This window comes from Ruegeria sp. BC6 (assembly GCF_056539185.1).
In genome coordinates, this window is sequence record NZ_JBQFUM010000001.1 from 155,123 (window position 1) to 171,753 (window position 16,631).

A 16,631-nucleotide genomic window follows, 5' to 3' on the forward strand; every position below is an offset into this window, starting at 1 on the left:
GCGCCCTTGGCGGGCGGCCCGGTTTCTGCCATGTATGACACATGTCATTGCCCCCTGGATTTCTGGATGAGTTACGCACCCGTCTGAGCCTGTCTCAGGTCGTCGGGCGCAAGGTCATGTGGGACAACCGCAAGTCCAATCCGGGCAAGGGTGACATGTGGGCGCCATGCCCGTTCCATCACGAAAAAACCGCCTCGTTCCATGTGGATGACCAGAAGGGGTTCTATTACTGCTTCGGGTGCCACGCCAAGGGCGACGCGATCAGCTTCGTGAAGGAAACCGAGAACGTCTCGTTCATCGAGGCGGTCGAGATCCTGGCCCGCGAGGCCGGCTTGCCGATGCCCGCGCGCGACCCCAAGGCGCAGGAAAAGCAGGACCACCGGGCGCAATTGGCCGATGTCATGGAGCAGGCGGTACAGTTCTTTCGCCTGCAACTCAAGACCGGGGCAGGGGCCGAGGCGCGCGCCTATATGGACCGCCGCGGTCTGGACGCTCAGGCGTTGGATCTCTGGGAAATCGGGTTTGCGCCCGATGGCTGGCAGGCGTTGTGGGACCATCTGCGCGGCAAGAACGTGGCCGAGGACCTGATCCTGGGCGCCGGTCTGGCCAAGCCGTCGAACAAGGGCAAAAAGCCCTATGACACCTTCCGCAACCGCATCATGTTCCCGATCCGCGATCCGCGCGGCCGGTGCATCGCGTTCGGCGGGCGGGCGATGGACCCCAATGACAACGCCAAGTATCTGAACTCGCCCGAAACCGCGCTGTTCGACAAGGGGCGAAGCCTCTACAACCACGGACCGGCCCGTCAGGCGGCAGGCAAGGGGCAACCGCTGGTCGTGGCCGAGGGCTATATGGATGTGATTGCCCTGTCCGAGGCAGGTTTCGGCGCCGCCGTCGCACCGCTGGGCACCGCGATCACCGAACATCAGTTGCACATGCTGTGGCGCATCGCCGACGAGCCGATCATCGCGCTGGATGGCGACACGGCCGGTCTGCGTGCGGCGATGCGGGCCATCGACCTGGCGTTGCCGTTGCTGGTGGCCGGAAAGTCGCTGCGGTTCGCTCTGATGCCCGAGGGCAAGGACCCCGACGATCTGCTGCGCGCCGAAGGCCCGGCGGCGGTTCAGGCGGTGCTGGACGCGGCCATTCCGATGGTCAGGCTTCTGTGGCGGCGCGAGACCGAGGGCAAGGTGTTCGACAGCCCCGAGCGCAAGGCGGCCCTCGACAAGGCGCTGCGCGAAAAGATCCAACTGATCCGCGATCCTTCGATCCGGTCGCATTACGGGCAGGAAATCAAGGATCTCCGCTGGCAACTCTTCCGCCCGCAGCGGCAAGGGGCAGGGGCTCGAAACTGGCAGCCGAAAGGCAAATGGCAACCGCCAAAACCGTCGGCAACGCCCGATGCGCGGGCCTCGTTCCTTGCGTCCTCGGAGAATGCGGATATCCAACTGCGTGAAGCGGCAATCCTTGCGATTGCAATCCTGAACCCCGAGGTGGTCGTGCAATTCGAGCACCAACTGGAAGAGATGGAATGCCTGAACCCCGATCACGCGGCCCTGCGCGATGCGATCCTGCGGCACGCGATCGACGATCCCGACAACCTCAAAGAGCACATTGTTCAGTCTTTGGGGCCGGCCCCTCTTGAAAACCTGCTGGCCCTTCGCCATGTCGCTGTAATCCCCTGTGTGCACAAACCGGGCGACGTCGAAAAGGCACAGATGACTCTGGCCGAGGAACTCGCAAAAATCAAAGCGCTCCGGGGGCTGGATGCCGAGATTGCTGAAGCCGAAGAGGAGTTGTCCGAACTGGCGGACGAAGCGTTGACGTTCCGGTTGGCCCAGGCCGCCGAAGAACGCAACCGCGCAAGCCGCAGCCAGAACGAGGACAGGGCCATTTTCGACATTGCGGACAACGGGGCGCGAATCAATCGTGACGAGAAAGACGCGTTTCAGGCGATCATGTCCGGCATCAAGTTCGAGCGGAAACGCCGCTGAAGTGGTGTTTTCATAAAGCACTGGAAAAGAAAAACGGGTAAACGGGTGGCCGAATCACTTCTACGCGCTAATGATTCGGTTCCATCGAATCACCCATCCCTGCAGGAGCACTGAATGGCCGCCAAGGATACCAACGAGGAACGGAAGTCCGACGACCAGGAACAGGAAATCTCGCTGGACATGAGCCAGGCCCAGGTCAAGAAGATGATCGCCGAGGCTCGCGAGAAAGGCTACATCACTTACGATCAGCTCAACCAGGTCCTGCCGCCGGATCAGGTCAGTTCGGAACAGATCGAGGACGTGATGTCGATGCTGTCCGAGATGGGCATCAACATCATCGAAGACGAAGAGGCCGAGGAGGAAGAGCAGAAGGGCTCGACCGATCTGGTCACCACCGACAGCAACCGTGAGGTTGCGCTGGCCGGTGCGCAAACCGAAAAGCTGGACCGGACCGATGACCCGGTGCGCATGTATCTGCGCGAGATGGGGTCGGTCGAATTGCTGAGCCGCGAGGGCGAAATCGCCATCGCGAAACGGATCGAAGCCGGTCGCAACACCATGATCCTCGGGCTCTGCGAAAGCCCGCTGACCTTCCAGGCGATCTCGATCTGGCATGACGAACTGTTGTCCGAGGACATCCTGCTGCGCGATGTCATCGATCTGGAAGCGACGTTCGGCAATCAGATGGATGAGGATGGCGACGTAGAAGAGCCGGTGGTGGATACCTCGACTGTCGCGGCCGCCAAGCCCGCCAAGGACACTGGTCCCGAACTGGACGCCGACGGCAACCCGATTGCCAACGACGATGACGACGACGAAGACGATCAGGCGAACATGTCGTTGGCCGCGATGGAAGCGGCACTGAAAGATCAGGTTCTGACCCAGCTTGAGCGGATCTCGACGGATTTCGCAAAGCTGTCGGAAATGCAGGACAGCCGGATCTCGGCAACTCTGAACGAGGACGGTTCGTTCAGCGACAAGGATGAGCAGACCTATCAGAAGCTGCGCGCCGAGATCGTTGAACTGGTGAATGGCCTGCATCTGCACAACAACCGGATCGAAGCCCTGATCGATCAGTTGTACGGCATCAACAAAAGGGTGATGTCGCTGGACAGTGCCATGGTGAAGCTGGCCGACCAGGCCCGCATCAACCGCCGTGAGTTCATTGACGAGTATCGCGGTCGTGAACTTGATCCCAACTGGCTGTCCGACATGGCTCAAAAGCCGGGCCGGGGCTGGCAAATGTTTATCGAACGCTCGTCGGACAAGGTCGAGGAACTTCGCAACGACATGGCGCAGATCGGTCAGTATGTCGGTCTGGACATCAGCGAGTTCCGCCGCATCGTGCAGCAGGTCCAGAAGGGCGAGAAAGAGGCGCGTCAGGCCAAGAAGGAAATGGTCGAGGCCAACCTGCGCCTAGTGATTTCGATCGCCAAGAAATACACGAACCGTGGCCTGCAATTCCTTGATCTCATTCAGGAAGGCAACATCGGCCTGATGAAGGCGGTGGACAAGTTCGAATACCGTCGTGGCTACAAGTTCTCGACCTATGCGACCTGGTGGATCCGTCAGGCGATCACGCGCTCGATCGCGGATCAGGCGCGCACCATCCGTATTCCGGTGCACATGATCGAGACGATCAACAAGCTGGTGCGGACCGGCCGCCAGATGCTGCACGAGATCGGCCGCGAGCCGACGCCGGAAGAACTGGCCGAAAAGCTGCAGATGCCGCTGGAAAAGGTCCGCAAGGTGATGAAGATCGCCAAGGAGCCGATTTCTCTGGAAACCCCTATCGGGGACGAGGAAGACAGCCAACTGGGCGACTTCATCGAGGACAAGAATGCCGTGCTGCCGCTGGACAGCGCCATTCAGGAAAACCTCAAGGAAACCACCACGCGTGTACTGGCCTCGCTCACCCCGCGCGAGGAGCGTGTTCTGCGGATGCGTTTCGGCATCGGCATGAACACCGACCACACGCTGGAAGAGGTTGGTCAGCAGTTCAGCGTGACGCGCGAACGTATCCGGCAGATCGAAGCCAAGGCCCTGCGCAAGCTGAAACATCCCAGCCGAAGCCGAAAGCTGCGCTCCTTCCTGGATCAGTGATCAAAAAGGCGCCTCGACCGAGGCGCCTTTTTTCATTTGAGCTGCGGTTTGGTTCACGACGGCCAAACGTGAATTCAATTTGGCGGGAATTCGCAAGTGGTCAGAGCCTTCGCGGACCATATCGCTTGTGTCCACTCATGGGACAGGTCGGGGCGAGGCGGCAACGCTGATGACCCCCGGCCGCTTGTCAGGCAAGCTTTCTGCGCCGGGACTGATCCTTGAACGCGCTGGGAGATTGCCCGGTCCAGCGTTTGAAGGCAGTCGAAAACGCCGCCTGGTCTGCGTAGCCAAGGCTGTACGAGATCTCAGAAAGGCCCATGTCGTTCTTCAGAAACGTTCTGGCGAGGTCGCAGCGCAGGTCGTCGACAATTTCGCGAAAGCTGGTGCCTTCCTCGGTCAGGCGTCGACCGAATGTTCGCGGGCTCATGCCCAGATCCTTGGCAACCTGTTCGGCGCGGGCGATGGCCCCGGGAAGCGATTGGGTGATCCGCCCTTCGACCCGCGACCGTAGAGTCTGTCTTTCATCACTGTTTTCATGCAGCAGACGGTCACCATATTCCATAAGGTGCTGTCGCAAGCTGGGGTCGTAGGTCGGGACGGGCACGTCGAGCGTTGCTTGCGGCAAAATGATTTCGAGCTTTTCCGCGCCAAACACCACCGGGAACCTGCCGAGTTTGGAATAGTCTTCCTCTCGCGCGCCGACCCTGTGCTGAAACCTTAGTTCGATCGGCTGGATCGGGATCCCCGTCAGAGCACGCAGGCGGGCAATGCAGGCAAACATGAGGAACTCGGTTCGCCGATGGTACCGCGAAAAGCTTGGGTCCTTCCACCTGGCCTCGATGGTTGCCGAATTTCCGGATTCGTGCAGCCTCACGGCGATGGCCGGATCAATCAGCCGGTGGAAGTGGTTGGCGTTCTCCAGAACCTGCCGGAGATCTCGGGAATATTTGCTGATATAAGCCGTCAGGCTGGAAGTTGCGCTGAACTGCAACCCCGTACGCGCTCCGAACAGGATGTCGTTGAGTTCATCGCAAGCGTGGCGGGCAAACAAGGCCTCGCTGTGGGCGCTGTACAGCTTTGCAGGCGGCGCGAAGTCTTGCGCACTCAGCCCGCTTTTGGCGAGGACTCGAACGACCGTATCAGTATTCCCTGCCTGCGCCTGCAACGCGGACGCCAGCAGCTGAATTCTGGCGATATCGACCTGCATGCCACGCTCCGGAACCCACTGAATTGGCCGGATTATGTAGCGAATTTTGTCATTTGCATAGTTTTTGTGAGGTGACAGTTCCCACACAGGGTCAGACACGGCGCACCTACGTGCACTGGAAATGGCTTCAGATCACAAAGACGTGGCCGGGCAAAGAAAGACTCGATGGTACGGTCGTCATAAATCAGCCGCGTGCCGGGTCAGTCCCGTGGGGATCGGGCAGAGCCGAAGGATTTGGTCACACCAACCGATCTGTGGCTCCCCGGCACACATAGAATGCATGTCCCAGTTCCCCGGACGCAAGGCACCATTCGCGTGCGCACTGTTCCTGAAATCATCGTGAACGACGCTGTTCTGGGCTTGGTGAAAAACTAGGCTATGATGCGTGTCGAAATCAGGGAAGATATTTGCAATGAAACATATTCTGACATGCGCCGCGTTGGCGGCATTGGTTGCAGCAGCTCCGGTCGAGACTGAAGCCGCCCCGAACGGGTACCGGACCGAGCCGATGAACAGCACCGATTTTGAGGTCATCCCCCGCGCCCGGCAAGACGTTGATGGGTATTGGTGCGCGGCGGCGGATTTTGCTCGGCGCAAACTGGGGGCCGGCTGGCAGCAGCGGATTTACGTTTTGCGCGGGTATGGGCCCAGTGTGACAACCGGGCGTCGGACCGCGGTGCAGTTTTCCATCAAACCGCCGACAGGCGGCGTGCCACAGCAACCCAGCGTAGTGGTTTCGGGATTTCAACCGGGCTACAGCATGTCGGTCCAAGGTGCGAACGCACGGTGCAACGTGCGCCCATTCTTCAACTGACGCAAACAGGGCCACCCGGTTGATGCAGGCCGAATTTACCATCGAAACCCGAGGGCAGGGGCTGTACGAGTTCACCTCCGACATCCGTGACTGGTTGTCCTCAAGTGTGGCCGACGGATTGCTGACGTTGTTCGTCCGCCACACATCCTGTTCACTCTTGATACAGGAAAACGCGGATCCCGAGGTTCAGACGGACCTGCAGGCATTTTTCTCGCGGCTGGTTCCGCCCACAGATCATCCGTCGATGTCTTATCTGAAACATACGTATGAAGGGCCCGATGACATGCCGGCCCATATCAAGGCGGCTATGATGCCGGTCTCGCTTTCGATCCCGGTCCGACGTGGGCAACCTGCCTTGGGAACATGGCAGGGTATCTACCTGTTCGAACACCGGACCGCGCCCCATGTTCGCCGAGTTGCGGCGCATTTTGGGTGACCCTGTATATAGCGGTTGAAATTTCCGACTACCCAAACTCTAGCGGCTGCCCTATAGTTGTGGATAAGTTGGCCACAGCGCTGACAAAAAGAGGCGGAACAAGGGACGAGGAGACGGCGGATGCGCTGCCCGTTTTGCGGAAATATCGATACTCAGGTCAAGGACTCACGTCCGGCAGAAGATCACGTGGCCATCCGCAGGCGTCGGTTCTGCCCCGCATGCGGGGGCCGTTTCACCACCTATGAGCGGGTCCAGTTGCGCGACCTCGTGGTTATCAAGACAAATGGCAAACGCGAGGATTTCGACCGGGACAAACTGGAACGGTCAATCCGTATTTCGATGCAGAAGCGCCCGATTGATCCGGACCGCATCGACCAGATGATATCCGGCATCGTGCGGCGCCTGGAAAGCATGGGTGAGACCGACATTCCGTCCAACAAGATCGGCGAGATCGTCATGGAAGCTCTGGCGCGGATCGACACCGTCGCCTATGTTCGCTTTGCGAGCGTATACAAGAATTTCCAGGCGGCCGATGATTTCGAGGAGTTCGTCCACGAACTGCGCCCGCCGCAGCCATCGACTGACGAGTGACCGAAACAGACAAGCGATACATGGCGCTGGCCCTGTCCTTGGGGCGGCGCGGACAAGGATCTTGCTGGCCCAACCCCGCGGTCGGATGCGTTCTGGTTAAAAACGGCCGGATCGTCGGGCGCGGGTGGACGCAGCCCGGCGGTCGCCCTCATGCGGAAACCGAGGCTCTGGCCCAGGCGAGCGAACAGGCGCGTGGCGCGACCGCTTATGTCTCGCTGGAGCCATGTTCGCATCACGGCAAGACGCCACCTTGTGCCGAAGCTTTGATCAGCGCCGGAGTGGCCCGCGTGGTTTCGGCGATCGAGGACAGCGATCCGCGCGTCGCGGGGCAGGGTTTTGCCATGTTGCGCGATGCCGGGATTGCGGTCACGACCGGGGTTCTGAGCGATCAGGCGGCAATGGATCACGCGGGCTTTTTCATGAAGACCGAGCAAGGCCGACCGTTCGTGACGCTGAAACTTGCCAGCAGCTTTGATGGACGGATCGCAACCGAGACCGGGCAGAGCAAGTGGATCACCGGCCCCGAGGCCCGTCGGGCGGTGCATGCCATGCGTGCGCGGCACGATGCGGTGATGGTCGGCGCGGGCACCGCGCGGGCCGACGATCCTTCGCTGACGGTTCGTGATCTAGGTATCGACCGGCAACCCGTGCGTGTCGTGGTTTCACGTCACCTCGAATTGCCTTTGCTCAGCCAGTTGGCCCGAACCGCGTCTGATATTCCCGTTTGGCTTTGCCATGGCCCGTCGCCCGACCCCGAGCGTGCCGCGGCGTGGCAGGGACTGGGCGCTCGGCTGATATCCTGCGCGTTGCAGGATCACCGGATCGATGCTGCAGACATGCTCCACCAATTGGGGCAGGCCGGTCTGACCCGGGTGTTCTGCGAGGGGGGCTCGGCATTGGCCGCGTCTCTGCTGGCAAATGATCTGGTCGACGAGTTGGTCGGTTTCAGCGCGGGCTTGGCCATCGGGGCCGAAGGCTTGCCCGCAATTGGTGCCATGGGGCTTGAGGAACTGGGCGACGCGCCCCGTTTTTCGCTGGTTGAAACCCGGGACTTGGGTGGCGATGTTCTGCATGTCTGGCGCCGGCCAGTACGCTAGCGGGGAGCCCTAGCGCCACAGGTTCGCATGTGTTGCAAAAGCCCCCTGAAGCTTGGCCAGCAGCCGGATTGCCGGCCCAGCAGGTGCAATCGGGCCATGCGTCAAACGGTGTGTGACAACCTCCGCGGGGCAGGCATCGCGAGTGATTGGATCAAAATACCGTGGATAGTCGATGAGCGTGGCGTAGGCCAGGCCCAGCACCGTCGGTCGCGCGCCTCGTCGTGCCGGGACCGATCCAAGGTCCGTCGTCAGACCCCAGCCGGCGTAGAACGGGGCCCCAAGCGTAGTGACCTGTATCCCGCGCAGCAGAGCTTCGAACCCAAGCAGTGAGGTCATTGTCCAGACCTCATGGACCTCTGGCAGAACCAGTGCCGGGTCGACCTCGTGGAGGACCACATCTGCAAGACCCTCGGCGTCTATTCGACCGTCCCGAAGCCCGGCCTCAACATCCGGATGCGGTTTGTAGATCAGAACTGCGTCGGGATTGGCCGCGCGAACGGTGCTCAGCAACTCGAGACTTGTGCGGACCGTGCTAGTGCCCAACCGGATCGAGGCGTCGTCCTCTACCTGACCAGGTACAAGAATCCGGTGCCCGTCCGGCAAAGGGGGGCAACTGCCGCCCGTATTGTATTTGCTTAGCCCCGCGGCGGTGAGTTGCGTCACCAGGCGGCGTATCCGTATCTCCTGATCGGGTCGCAACTCTTCGCGAGCGGTGATCAGTTCTTCCAGAAGGCTGGGTCGGGTGGGGTCGTAGTAAATTCCAAGGTCGTCTGTCACAAGTGAGAGCGGGGGCACAAGGTTGGCCCCCAACCCGCGCGAGCGCAGAAAACCGTCTTCGACGCGGACCACATTTTCGGCGTCCAGATCACGATTGGCCCAGACCATATGAGGCCTGTCGGACGCCGAGGGCCGTTCCGGCACGAAACGGACTTTTTTCCACTTCCCGAAGGTTTGCTGAATATGCCTGCGTTTCCACAGGCGCATTCCAGACGCTGTCCAACCGTGCCTGTCCTGTCTCCAGGCGCGGCTCTGAGCCTCAAGCGTATCCAGCACCGTTTCAAGCTCACACAACTGGTCGCGATAGGGATCGTACCACGTCGGGTACAGTATCATGGCGGCAGCGAATAGTTGAGCGCGGGTCAGATTGCGCTGACGGCGCGGCAGAGGCATCTCGTCCTGCGTCAGACCCCACCCGGCATAGAAAGGTTGCCCAAAAACCCTAGGTTTGTGACCGGCCAGAATGGCCTCAAACCCCAGGTGCGAGGACAGGGTATAGACCCCAATCGCGCCTTCCAGCAACGACCAGGGGCTGATCTGATCCGCCAGCAGCGAGACACGGTCAGTTTCGTCATCCGCCGAGAAAAAACCGCGCCGATGACCCTGCAGCGTTTCCGGGTGGGCCTTGATGATCACACGCGCGCCGGGGTTTTCCTCTTGGGCCATGATCAGCATTTCCAGAAACCGCGCAGGGTCGCCCCGGCTTGCCGTAACCGCCGCATCGCCCTGTATCTGATCGACAACCAATACATAGCCCGGATCCGGGGGTGCGATATCCGGGTCGCAGGCCGAATACTTGCTCAGATGCGATTCCTTCAGCCGTGCGATCGCGCCGCGCGCCCGATCCAGCAGGGCGGTGTCATCCAGCGGGTGCGTGGCCAGCAGAGTTTCGAGGTCCGACGGCTGTGACGGATCGAAATGCATCGCACGTCGTTCCAGAAGCAGGCCCAGCGGCGGCTCGCGATCGCGCCCCGGCAGCAAGGATCGCAGGAATGCATCCTCGACCCGCAACAGCGGGATATCCCGGTCCTTCGCTACTCGGGTTCCGCGGTGCGCGGTCGGACTTTCGCCCCAGATGCCCACCATGCCGCCCGAACGCGGAAGCCCAACGCGAATGTCGAATCCCGCCAGCGACAGGATGCGTCGGACCCTGCGTTGGGTCAGAAACCCGCCATTGTAGACATACAGGCGCGTTCGATCCTCGGCGTCCGCAGTGTCGGCGCCGGGATTCATGCCTCAGTTTCCGGTCAGCGTGGCGACGTTTGCAACGGGTGTCAGACCGCCGGCAATCAGCGAAATCGACTTGGTCCACTGTGCATACGGGGCTTCGGTCACGTAAATCGTGTCGTCGTCGCGGATCACGAAATCACGTGCTACAAACAGACCGTTTGGCGCCGTGAGGTTCAGCAGGTAGATCACGCGTTGTTCGCCCTGAAGGTTCGGCTGGCCCAGCACTTTTCGTGCGATATCTTCACGCTCGTCCCTCAGAACGAAGATCCCTGTGGGATCCGAGGACAGCGATTGCAAGCCGCCGACCTGCGCCAGCGCTTCCAGCGCGGACAGATCCTGACTGTCGAAGGCGACCCGGGATTGCCCACCCGTGGCCCCCAGCGCAATATACGACCGGGTGTCCTGTTCGACCAGGATGCGATCACCGCCGCGCAGTGCGATGTCGGTTTCAGGATTGCGGAACAGATCGTCATACCACACGGTGCCACGCTGATTGCCGCGGATCACCGTGACCAAGGCAATATCCGGGGCGACCGCCACGCCACCGGCCCTTGCAAGCATCGTCGAAAGCGTGCGGGTTGGGCGCTCGATCGGATAGATGCCAGAGGCGCCGATCGTACCGGTTACCGAGACCGTCGCACCGTCACCCGCCACGCGGCGGATCTGAACCTGCGGATCAGGCGTCTGCTCGCGCAGCTTTTCCGCAATCAGCGAGCGTAGCTGCTCGGGGGTATTGCCCGAGGCGCGCAAGCGGCCAGCATAGGGCACGAAGATAAAGCCTTCGCTGTCGACCTGAACCTCATCGAGATTGGTCGATGGGCCAGTTTCACCAGCCAGCAGACCGTCGTCGACGTTTTCCCAGATGGTCAGGCCAAGCACGTCGCCGGGACGAATGGTGTCGGATGTTACGCTTTGTGCTGACCGGAAGGCGGGCGGAAAGCCAAACTGTGGAACCGCAGAGGTGACGTGGGCCACCCGGTCATCAACTTCGACCACGTGGGCGTTGCCGCCATTGACTGTCGAGCCCGCCAGAATTTCGGTTTTGTTCGGCCCCGCCTTGGGCAGTTGGCACGCTGTCAGAAGGCCAATGGCTGCAACGAGGGAAAACCCTCGTATCCATCGAGTAGGGAAACGCTGCACTGCCGAAATACCTCGAGTTTCGTATGTAGTCTTTTGGTTTGCGGTCAAACTAGCGGTTTCAAACTTCAAGTTCCAGCCAGCGAAGCACCGTGTCATTCAACGATTTTCAACTGTGGCGTGATGGTCGCGATTCCGGTCAGCGCGGCCTGATAAGGGTCACGAGCCTGCAGCATCATGTCAGCGACCCGCCGCAGCAACTGGCGCCGTCCGCCGCGCGAGTAATAGCCACCCGGCACCTGGCTGGTTTCCAACAGAAATTGGCGGTATGCCCGATAGGCCTCCGTGTCCGGTTTTTGCGGGTGCCTGAAAAATTCGTCAATCGGTTGATGCGAGACCAGTTCAGGCTTGTCGTAGACCGACTTGCCGAAGACACGCAGAGGGATGCCGCGCCACAGAGCCTGCTGCCCGGCGGTGGAATTGATGGTCAAGGCCGAGCTCGCCTGATCCAGAAGGCGCGCCAGCTTTCCCCCGGGCACGTAATGCACGCGATCCGAGATGCCCAGTTCGCGCGCAAGTGCTTGGACGCGTCTTCTCAGCGGCTCGCGCTGGTTCTCAAGGGGATGTTCCTTGATGACCATGCGGTGGTGGGACGGAGCGCCCTTGGCGAACCCCTCCATCACCGGGGTGATGAAATCGGCCATGCATGAAAAGTCCGAATGCGCCTGGACCGAACTGTCGTGACCCAGTTGCAGCAGCACCAGATGATACGGGAACCCGCCGCGCCTTACGCGCCAGGTGGCGAGTACTCGCTGCAACCGATGGATCGGCATGAGCGCCAAACGTTTGAAATACAGTTTGAATTCTTTTGAGACAGGCACTTCTCGGTGCGGGCGGAAATTCCGGTACCCACGGTTCGCACACAGAACGAACCAATGGTACAAGGCGCCGTAGAAAATGTGTTGCCGCATATCCCCCCAATGTGACGGGGGTGGGGGCGTTTTGGCGCCCGAGCTTTGCAACGCTTGTTGCATCTGTGCGATGTCCAGATCCATGAGGCGAGAATGTCCGTTGGACCCATTGCGCTCATAGGTGACCCACCATGGTCGAAGGTACCCTTCCTCGAACACATGAACACGGATGCCGTGGATTCGCGCCGTCCGGATCGCGTCGGCGTGCACCGGGCGAACATCGCCATAAAGCACGATGTCGGTAACACCGCGCGACAGGATGATGTTCGTCAGGCTTTCCGGCCAGTCGTCGAGCCTGCCGCGATAGGGGATATAGCTGGCGCGATCGAACCAAAACGCCTGGTCCCCGGCATTCAACCCTACACGCCACACCCGCGCGCCAGCCGCGCGCAACATGCGTCCCAGGCCGCTGAAGAACGGCCCATGCGGCCCCTGCAAAAACAGGAATACGCGACTGTCGGAGGTGTCCTTCGGTTGCCTCATGCCAGATGCTCGAATTCTGGTTGCCCGTGTTTTGTTGAACAAACTATGCCTTTTTGCGGCTAGCCGGGCAAGGCAGGGCTTGCTCCGCCCGCCACTTGGCCTTACCTCGGCGTGGATTGCATGGCACAGCTTAGGCGCAGAGGGTTAACGGAATGTTTACTGGGATCGTCACCGATATCGGCACAATCATCGAGTTGGAGCAGCAGGGCGATCTGCGTGCGCGCATTCGGACAGGCTATGATACATCCGGCATAGATATTGGTGCGTCGATCGCCAGCGACGGGGTTTGCCTGACCGTCATCGCGCTGGGTGATGACTGGTACGATGTTCAGATCAGCGCCGAGACCGTTTCCAAAACCAATCTGGACGGCTGGAATGTGGGCTCAAGGGTCAACCTTGAACGGGCCTTGAAGGTGGGTGACGAATTGGGTGGCCATATCGTTTCGGGACACGTGGATGGCGTCGCCGAGATCGTCGCGATGGCCGAAGAAGGAGACAGCACCCGCGTGACCCTGCGCGCGCCCAAGGATTTGGCGCGCTTCATCGCGCCCAAGGGCTCGGTTGCTCTGAACGGCACTTCGCTCACGGTCAACGATGTCGACGGTTGCGATTTCGGGATCAACTTCATTCCCCATACCAAAGAGGTGACGACATGGGGCGCGGCGAAGGTCGGAGATCGGGTCAATCTGGAAATCGACACGCTCGCCCGGTACGTGGCCCGTCTGGCCGAGGTTTCGTGATCGCCAGCGAGGAAATTGAGTCGCGTTAGGTATGGCCCACTTCGTTTGCGGACTGGCCTTTGTGCGCGCGCTGGTCTATCCCGCGATGCAACACCTGCTCTGTGAAAGGCTGCCCCATGAGCTTTGAAACACCCGGACCGGTCGAGGCCCAGCTGCGCGAAGCGATCAGCGCGATCGAAGAGATCATCGAAGAGGCGCGCCAGGGCCGGATGTACATCCTGGTCGACCACGAGGACCGCGAAAACGAAGGCGACCTGGTGATCCCGGCGGAATTCGCCGATGCCGAGGCGATCAATTTCATGGCCACCCATGGCCGCGGCCTGATCTGCCTGCCGATGACGGCAGAGCGGATCGACCGGCTGGGCCTGCCGATGATGGCCGTGAACAACTCGTCGCGGCACGAAACCGCCTTTACCGTCTCGATCGAAGCACGCGAAGGCGTTAGCACCGGCATTTCCGCCGCCGATCGGGCGCTGACCATCGCCACCGCGATCAACGAGCAGAACACCATGGCGCATCTGGCCACGCCCGGCCATGTCTTTCCGCTGCGCGCCAAGCGGGGCGGGGTGCTTGTACGCGCCGGCCACACCGAGGCCGCCGTGGACATTTCGCGCCTCGCCGGGTTGAACCCCTCGGGCGTGATCTGCGAGATCATGAAGCCCGACGGCACCATGGCCAGGCTGCCCGATCTGGTCGAATTCGCTAAGGAGCACGGTCTGAAGATCGGCACCATCAGCGACCTGATCTCGTACCGCGCGCGCCACGACAATCTGGTGGTCGAGACCGCGCGCCGGATGGTCACGTCTGAATATGGCGGTGAGTGGGAGATGCGGATCTTCACCGATCAGACCCACGGGATTGAGCATTTGGTGATGATCAAGGGCGACATCAGCACGCCCGAGCCCGTCCTGACCCGCACCCATGCGCTGCACGAGGCCTCGGACATTCTGGGTCTTGGCCCGAAATCGCCGCAGGAACTGCCGCGCGCGATGGAAAAGATAGCCGCCGAGGGGCGGGGCGTGGTCTGCCTGTTCCGCAACCCGCGCAACTCGCTGTACGCGGCCGAGGACGAAGGCCCGCGCACCATCAAGCAAACCGGTCTGGGCGCGCAGATCCTGTCCAAGATGGGCATAAAGGAACTGGTGCTGCTGACCGACTCGCCGCAGACGAAATACCTGGGTCTGGACGCCTTTGGTCTGTCCATCGTCGGGACCCGCTCGATTTTCAAGGATGACTGAGCATGGCTGAGCAAGACAAACACGGCGTTCTGCCGACCCCGAAATTCGAGGACCCGGTCAAGCTGCTGATCGTCGTGGCCCCGTTCTATCGCGCCATCGCCGACGACCTGGTTCGCGGCGCCAAGGCCGAAATCGAGGCCGCCGGCGGCAGCTGCGAGGTGGTCGAGGTGCCCGGTGCGCTCGAGATCCCGACAACGATTGCCATGGCCGACCGCCAGTGCAACTTTGACGGCTACGTCGCACTGGGCTGCGTGATCCGGGGCGAGACCACGCATTACGAAACCGTCTGCAACGATTCCAGCCGCGCAATCCAACTGCTGGGCCTGCAGGGCCTGTACATCGGCAACGGCATCCTGACGGTTGAAAATGACGCGCAGGCCGAAGTGCGTGCAAATCCGGAAAAAATGAACAAAGGCGGCGGCGCGGCGGCTGCGGCCTTGCATCTGATCGCACTCAGACGTAAGTGGGGCGCTTCGAAAAAGGGCGTCGGATTCAAGCCGCCGTCCGAGTCCATCCTCGTGGCGGGCGACAGCAACGGATCAACGACAGCATGACCCAGACAGACACGCCGAAACCGGCAAGCCGGAAACGCCTGATGAAATCCGCCGCGCGGCTGTATGCCGTGCAGGCGCTGTTCCAGATGGAGCAGTCGGGCCAGACGACCGAGCAGGTGGTCAACGAGTTTCTGGATCACCGGTTCGGCGCGGTCTACGAGGGCGACGAGATGCTGGAAGGCGACAGCTCAGTCTTCCGCAAGCTGGTGGATGACGCGGTGAACTATCAGGCGCCCATCGACCAGATGACCGACCGGGCGCTGGTGGCCAAGTGGCCGATCTCGCGCATCGATCCGACCTTGCGGGCGCTGTTCCGCGCGGCCGGCGCCGAGCTGAGCCAGAGCGACACGCCGCCCAAGGTGGTCATCACCGAATTCGTCGACGTGGCGCGCGCCTTCTTCCCCGAAGGCAAGGAACCGAAATTCGTCAACGCGGTTCTGGACCACATGGCCCGCGAGGCCAAGCCCGAGGCGTTCTGACGCGCCACGGGCGATTTTACCCGGCATGAAATTGCGCTAGACTCTTGGCGTGTGAAGGAGGTGCGTCATGCCGAAACTGATCCGTCTTTACATCACCCAGGTTGCACTGGGCTTTGTAGTCTCGGCTGTGTTTGTCGCCGTGCTGCTGATGTTGAACGTGGCCAATCTGCGCCACCTCATCACCGGGTCCGACATAGGCTTTATCGCTCTGATCATGATCTGGTTCATGAACGGGATCGTCTTTGCGGGCGTCCAATTCGCCTATGCGATCATGAGCATGGCCGAAAAGCCCAAAGGCCCTCGCAGGGGCACCCCGGTCGCGGTCAAGTTGGAGCCCGTGCGCGTCGAAGCGCGCCGGTCGTCATAGGTGGTTCCTGGCGCTTGCAATTGGTTTTCCCCTGACATTTGATGCGCAAGCGTATCGAATTGTACATGAAAGACCGTTTCCTTGACCAAGCCAAGTTATGAAGACGTCATCAATTCGCCGGCGTTTCTGGAGGATCTGTCAAGTTTGAATCAAGCGATTGCGGACGGGCTGAAACAAGCAGGCGAGCCAGTCGCGATCAATGGAAACGTGTGCTATGCGCACATGCAGGAAAACTTTCACAAATCCGACCTCGCGCCATCGATGGAGCCGAAACGGCGTGCTCTTCACCGGCTGGCACAGGAAAGCAATTGCTTTGCCGAGGTCGGAGTGGCGGGCGGCCACGCGGGTCTGTTGGCGCTGCATTCGAACCCCGGTTTGAAGTATATCGGCATCGACCTTGGACAGCGTTTGCGCGCCTCGTGGCCGCCGGTCGACATCTACGTACCGATCGCGTTCCGATGGTTCGAAAACCG

16 protein-coding genes are annotated in these 16,631 nt (G+C 60.9%); 11 read left to right on the plus strand and 5 right to left on the minus strand.

The features are described 5' to 3' along the window. Positions 1 to 41: 41 nt before the first annotated feature. Both dnaG and rpoD read left to right on the plus strand, forming a co-directional pair. Entirely contained in the window at positions 42 to 1,994 is a 1,953-nt protein-coding gene (dnaG, locus tag ACR0MM_RS00735; RefSeq protein ID WP_480693871.1) for a DNA primase, read from the plus strand. A gap of 114 nt (positions 1,995 to 2,108) precedes the next feature. Further along, the gene (gene rpoD / locus ACR0MM_RS00740; protein ID WP_170339724.1) at positions 2,109 to 4,097 is read left to right on the plus strand and encodes an RNA polymerase sigma factor RpoD; all 1,989 of its coding nucleotides are present in this window, start codon (positions 2,109 to 2,111) and stop codon (positions 4,095 to 4,097) included. Between the two features lie 187 nt (positions 4,098 to 4,284). Here rpoD and ACR0MM_RS00745 read toward each other — a convergent pair whose 3' ends face one another. Next, positions 4,285 to 5,304 (minus strand): helix-turn-helix domain-containing protein, encoded by a 1,020-nt coding sequence (locus ACR0MM_RS00745; RefSeq protein WP_480693873.1) that lies wholly within the window; start codon positions 5,302 to 5,304, stop codon positions 4,285 to 4,287. 412 nt (positions 5,305 to 5,716) lie between these two features. Here ACR0MM_RS00745 and ACR0MM_RS00750 point away from each other — a divergent pair, with 412 nt between their 5' ends. The 4 genes from ACR0MM_RS00750 (at position 5,717) to ribD (ending at position 8,242) form a co-directional block, all read left to right on the plus strand. Beyond that, positions 5,717 to 6,118, plus strand: a complete 402-nt coding sequence (locus ACR0MM_RS00750; protein ID WP_480693875.1) for a hypothetical protein — start codon at positions 5,717 to 5,719, stop codon at positions 6,116 to 6,118. A gap of 22 nt (positions 6,119 to 6,140) precedes the next feature. Further along, positions 6,141 to 6,554, plus strand: a complete 414-nt coding sequence (locus tag ACR0MM_RS00755) for a secondary thiamine-phosphate synthase enzyme YjbQ (protein ID WP_480693877.1) — start codon at positions 6,141 to 6,143, stop codon at positions 6,552 to 6,554. 120 nt (positions 6,555 to 6,674) lie between these two features. Beyond that, on the plus strand, positions 6,675 to 7,145 hold the full coding sequence (nrdR, locus tag ACR0MM_RS00760; protein WP_039534475.1) for a transcriptional regulator NrdR: 471 nt from the start codon (positions 6,675 to 6,677) through the stop codon (positions 7,143 to 7,145). Next, positions 7,142 to 8,242 carry a bifunctional diaminohydroxyphosphoribosylaminopyrimidine deaminase/5-amino-6-(5-phosphoribosylamino)uracil reductase RibD gene (ribD, locus tag ACR0MM_RS00765; RefSeq protein WP_480693879.1) on the plus strand — a complete coding sequence of 367 codons (1,101 nt, stop codon included), beginning with the start codon at positions 7,142 to 7,144 and terminating at the stop codon, positions 8,240 to 8,242. The genes nrdR and ribD overlap by 4 nt, the downstream gene beginning before the upstream one ends. A 9-nt stretch (positions 8,243 to 8,251) precedes the next feature. Here the strand turns inward: ribD and ACR0MM_RS00770 are convergent, their stop codons facing one another. The 3 genes from ACR0MM_RS00770 to ACR0MM_RS00780 all read right to left on the minus strand — a co-directional run bounded on the left by ACR0MM_RS00770 (position 8,252) and on the right by ACR0MM_RS00780 (position 12,780). Further along, positions 8,252 to 10,252, minus strand: a complete 2,001-nt coding sequence (locus tag ACR0MM_RS00770; RefSeq protein WP_480693881.1) for a capsular polysaccharide biosynthesis protein — start codon at positions 10,250 to 10,252, stop codon at positions 8,252 to 8,254. Between the two features lie 3 nt (positions 10,253 to 10,255). Beyond that, positions 10,256 to 11,389 (minus strand): polysaccharide biosynthesis/export family protein, encoded by a 1,134-nt coding sequence (locus tag ACR0MM_RS00775; RefSeq protein ID WP_170363706.1) that lies wholly within the window; start codon positions 11,387 to 11,389, stop codon positions 10,256 to 10,258. 92 nt (positions 11,390 to 11,481) lie between these two features. Then, positions 11,482 to 12,780, minus strand: coding sequence for a capsule biosynthesis protein (locus ACR0MM_RS00780; RefSeq protein WP_480693883.1), 1,299 nt, complete (start codon positions 12,778 to 12,780; stop codon positions 11,482 to 11,484). Between the two features lie 152 nt (positions 12,781 to 12,932). Here ACR0MM_RS00780 and ACR0MM_RS00785 point away from each other — a divergent pair, with 152 nt between their 5' ends. From ACR0MM_RS00785 to ACR0MM_RS00805, 5 genes are all read left to right on the plus strand, one after another. Further along, complete coding sequence (locus tag ACR0MM_RS00785) at positions 12,933 to 13,520, plus strand: riboflavin synthase (RefSeq protein ID WP_170339138.1); 588 nt, start codon at positions 12,933 to 12,935, stop codon at positions 13,518 to 13,520. Positions 13,521 to 13,636: 116 nt separating this feature from the next. After that, on the plus strand, positions 13,637 to 14,758 hold the full coding sequence (gene ribB, locus ACR0MM_RS00790; RefSeq protein ID WP_170339136.1) for a 3,4-dihydroxy-2-butanone-4-phosphate synthase: 1,122 nt from the start codon (positions 13,637 to 13,639) through the stop codon (positions 14,756 to 14,758). Positions 14,759 to 14,760: 2 nt separating this feature from the next. Continuing rightward, on the plus strand, positions 14,761 to 15,312 hold the full coding sequence (locus ACR0MM_RS00795) for a 6,7-dimethyl-8-ribityllumazine synthase (RefSeq protein ID WP_480693885.1): 552 nt from the start codon (positions 14,761 to 14,763) through the stop codon (positions 15,310 to 15,312). Next, positions 15,309 to 15,791, plus strand: a complete 483-nt coding sequence (gene nusB, locus ACR0MM_RS00800) for a transcription antitermination factor NusB (RefSeq protein WP_093961764.1) — start codon at positions 15,309 to 15,311, stop codon at positions 15,789 to 15,791. Before ACR0MM_RS00795 ends, nusB begins: the two co-directional genes overlap by 4 nt. A gap of 67 nt (positions 15,792 to 15,858) precedes the next feature. Then, entirely contained in the window at positions 15,859 to 16,158 is a 300-nt protein-coding gene (locus ACR0MM_RS00805) for a hypothetical protein (protein WP_480693887.1), read from the plus strand. 138 nt (positions 16,159 to 16,296) lie between these two features. On the opposite strand, the gene ACR0MM_RS00810 is transcribed toward ACR0MM_RS00805, so the two are convergent. Next, entirely contained in the window at positions 16,297 to 16,521 is a 225-nt protein-coding gene (locus tag ACR0MM_RS00810) for a hypothetical protein (RefSeq protein WP_480693889.1), read from the minus strand. Positions 16,522 to 16,631 lie beyond the last annotated feature (110 nt).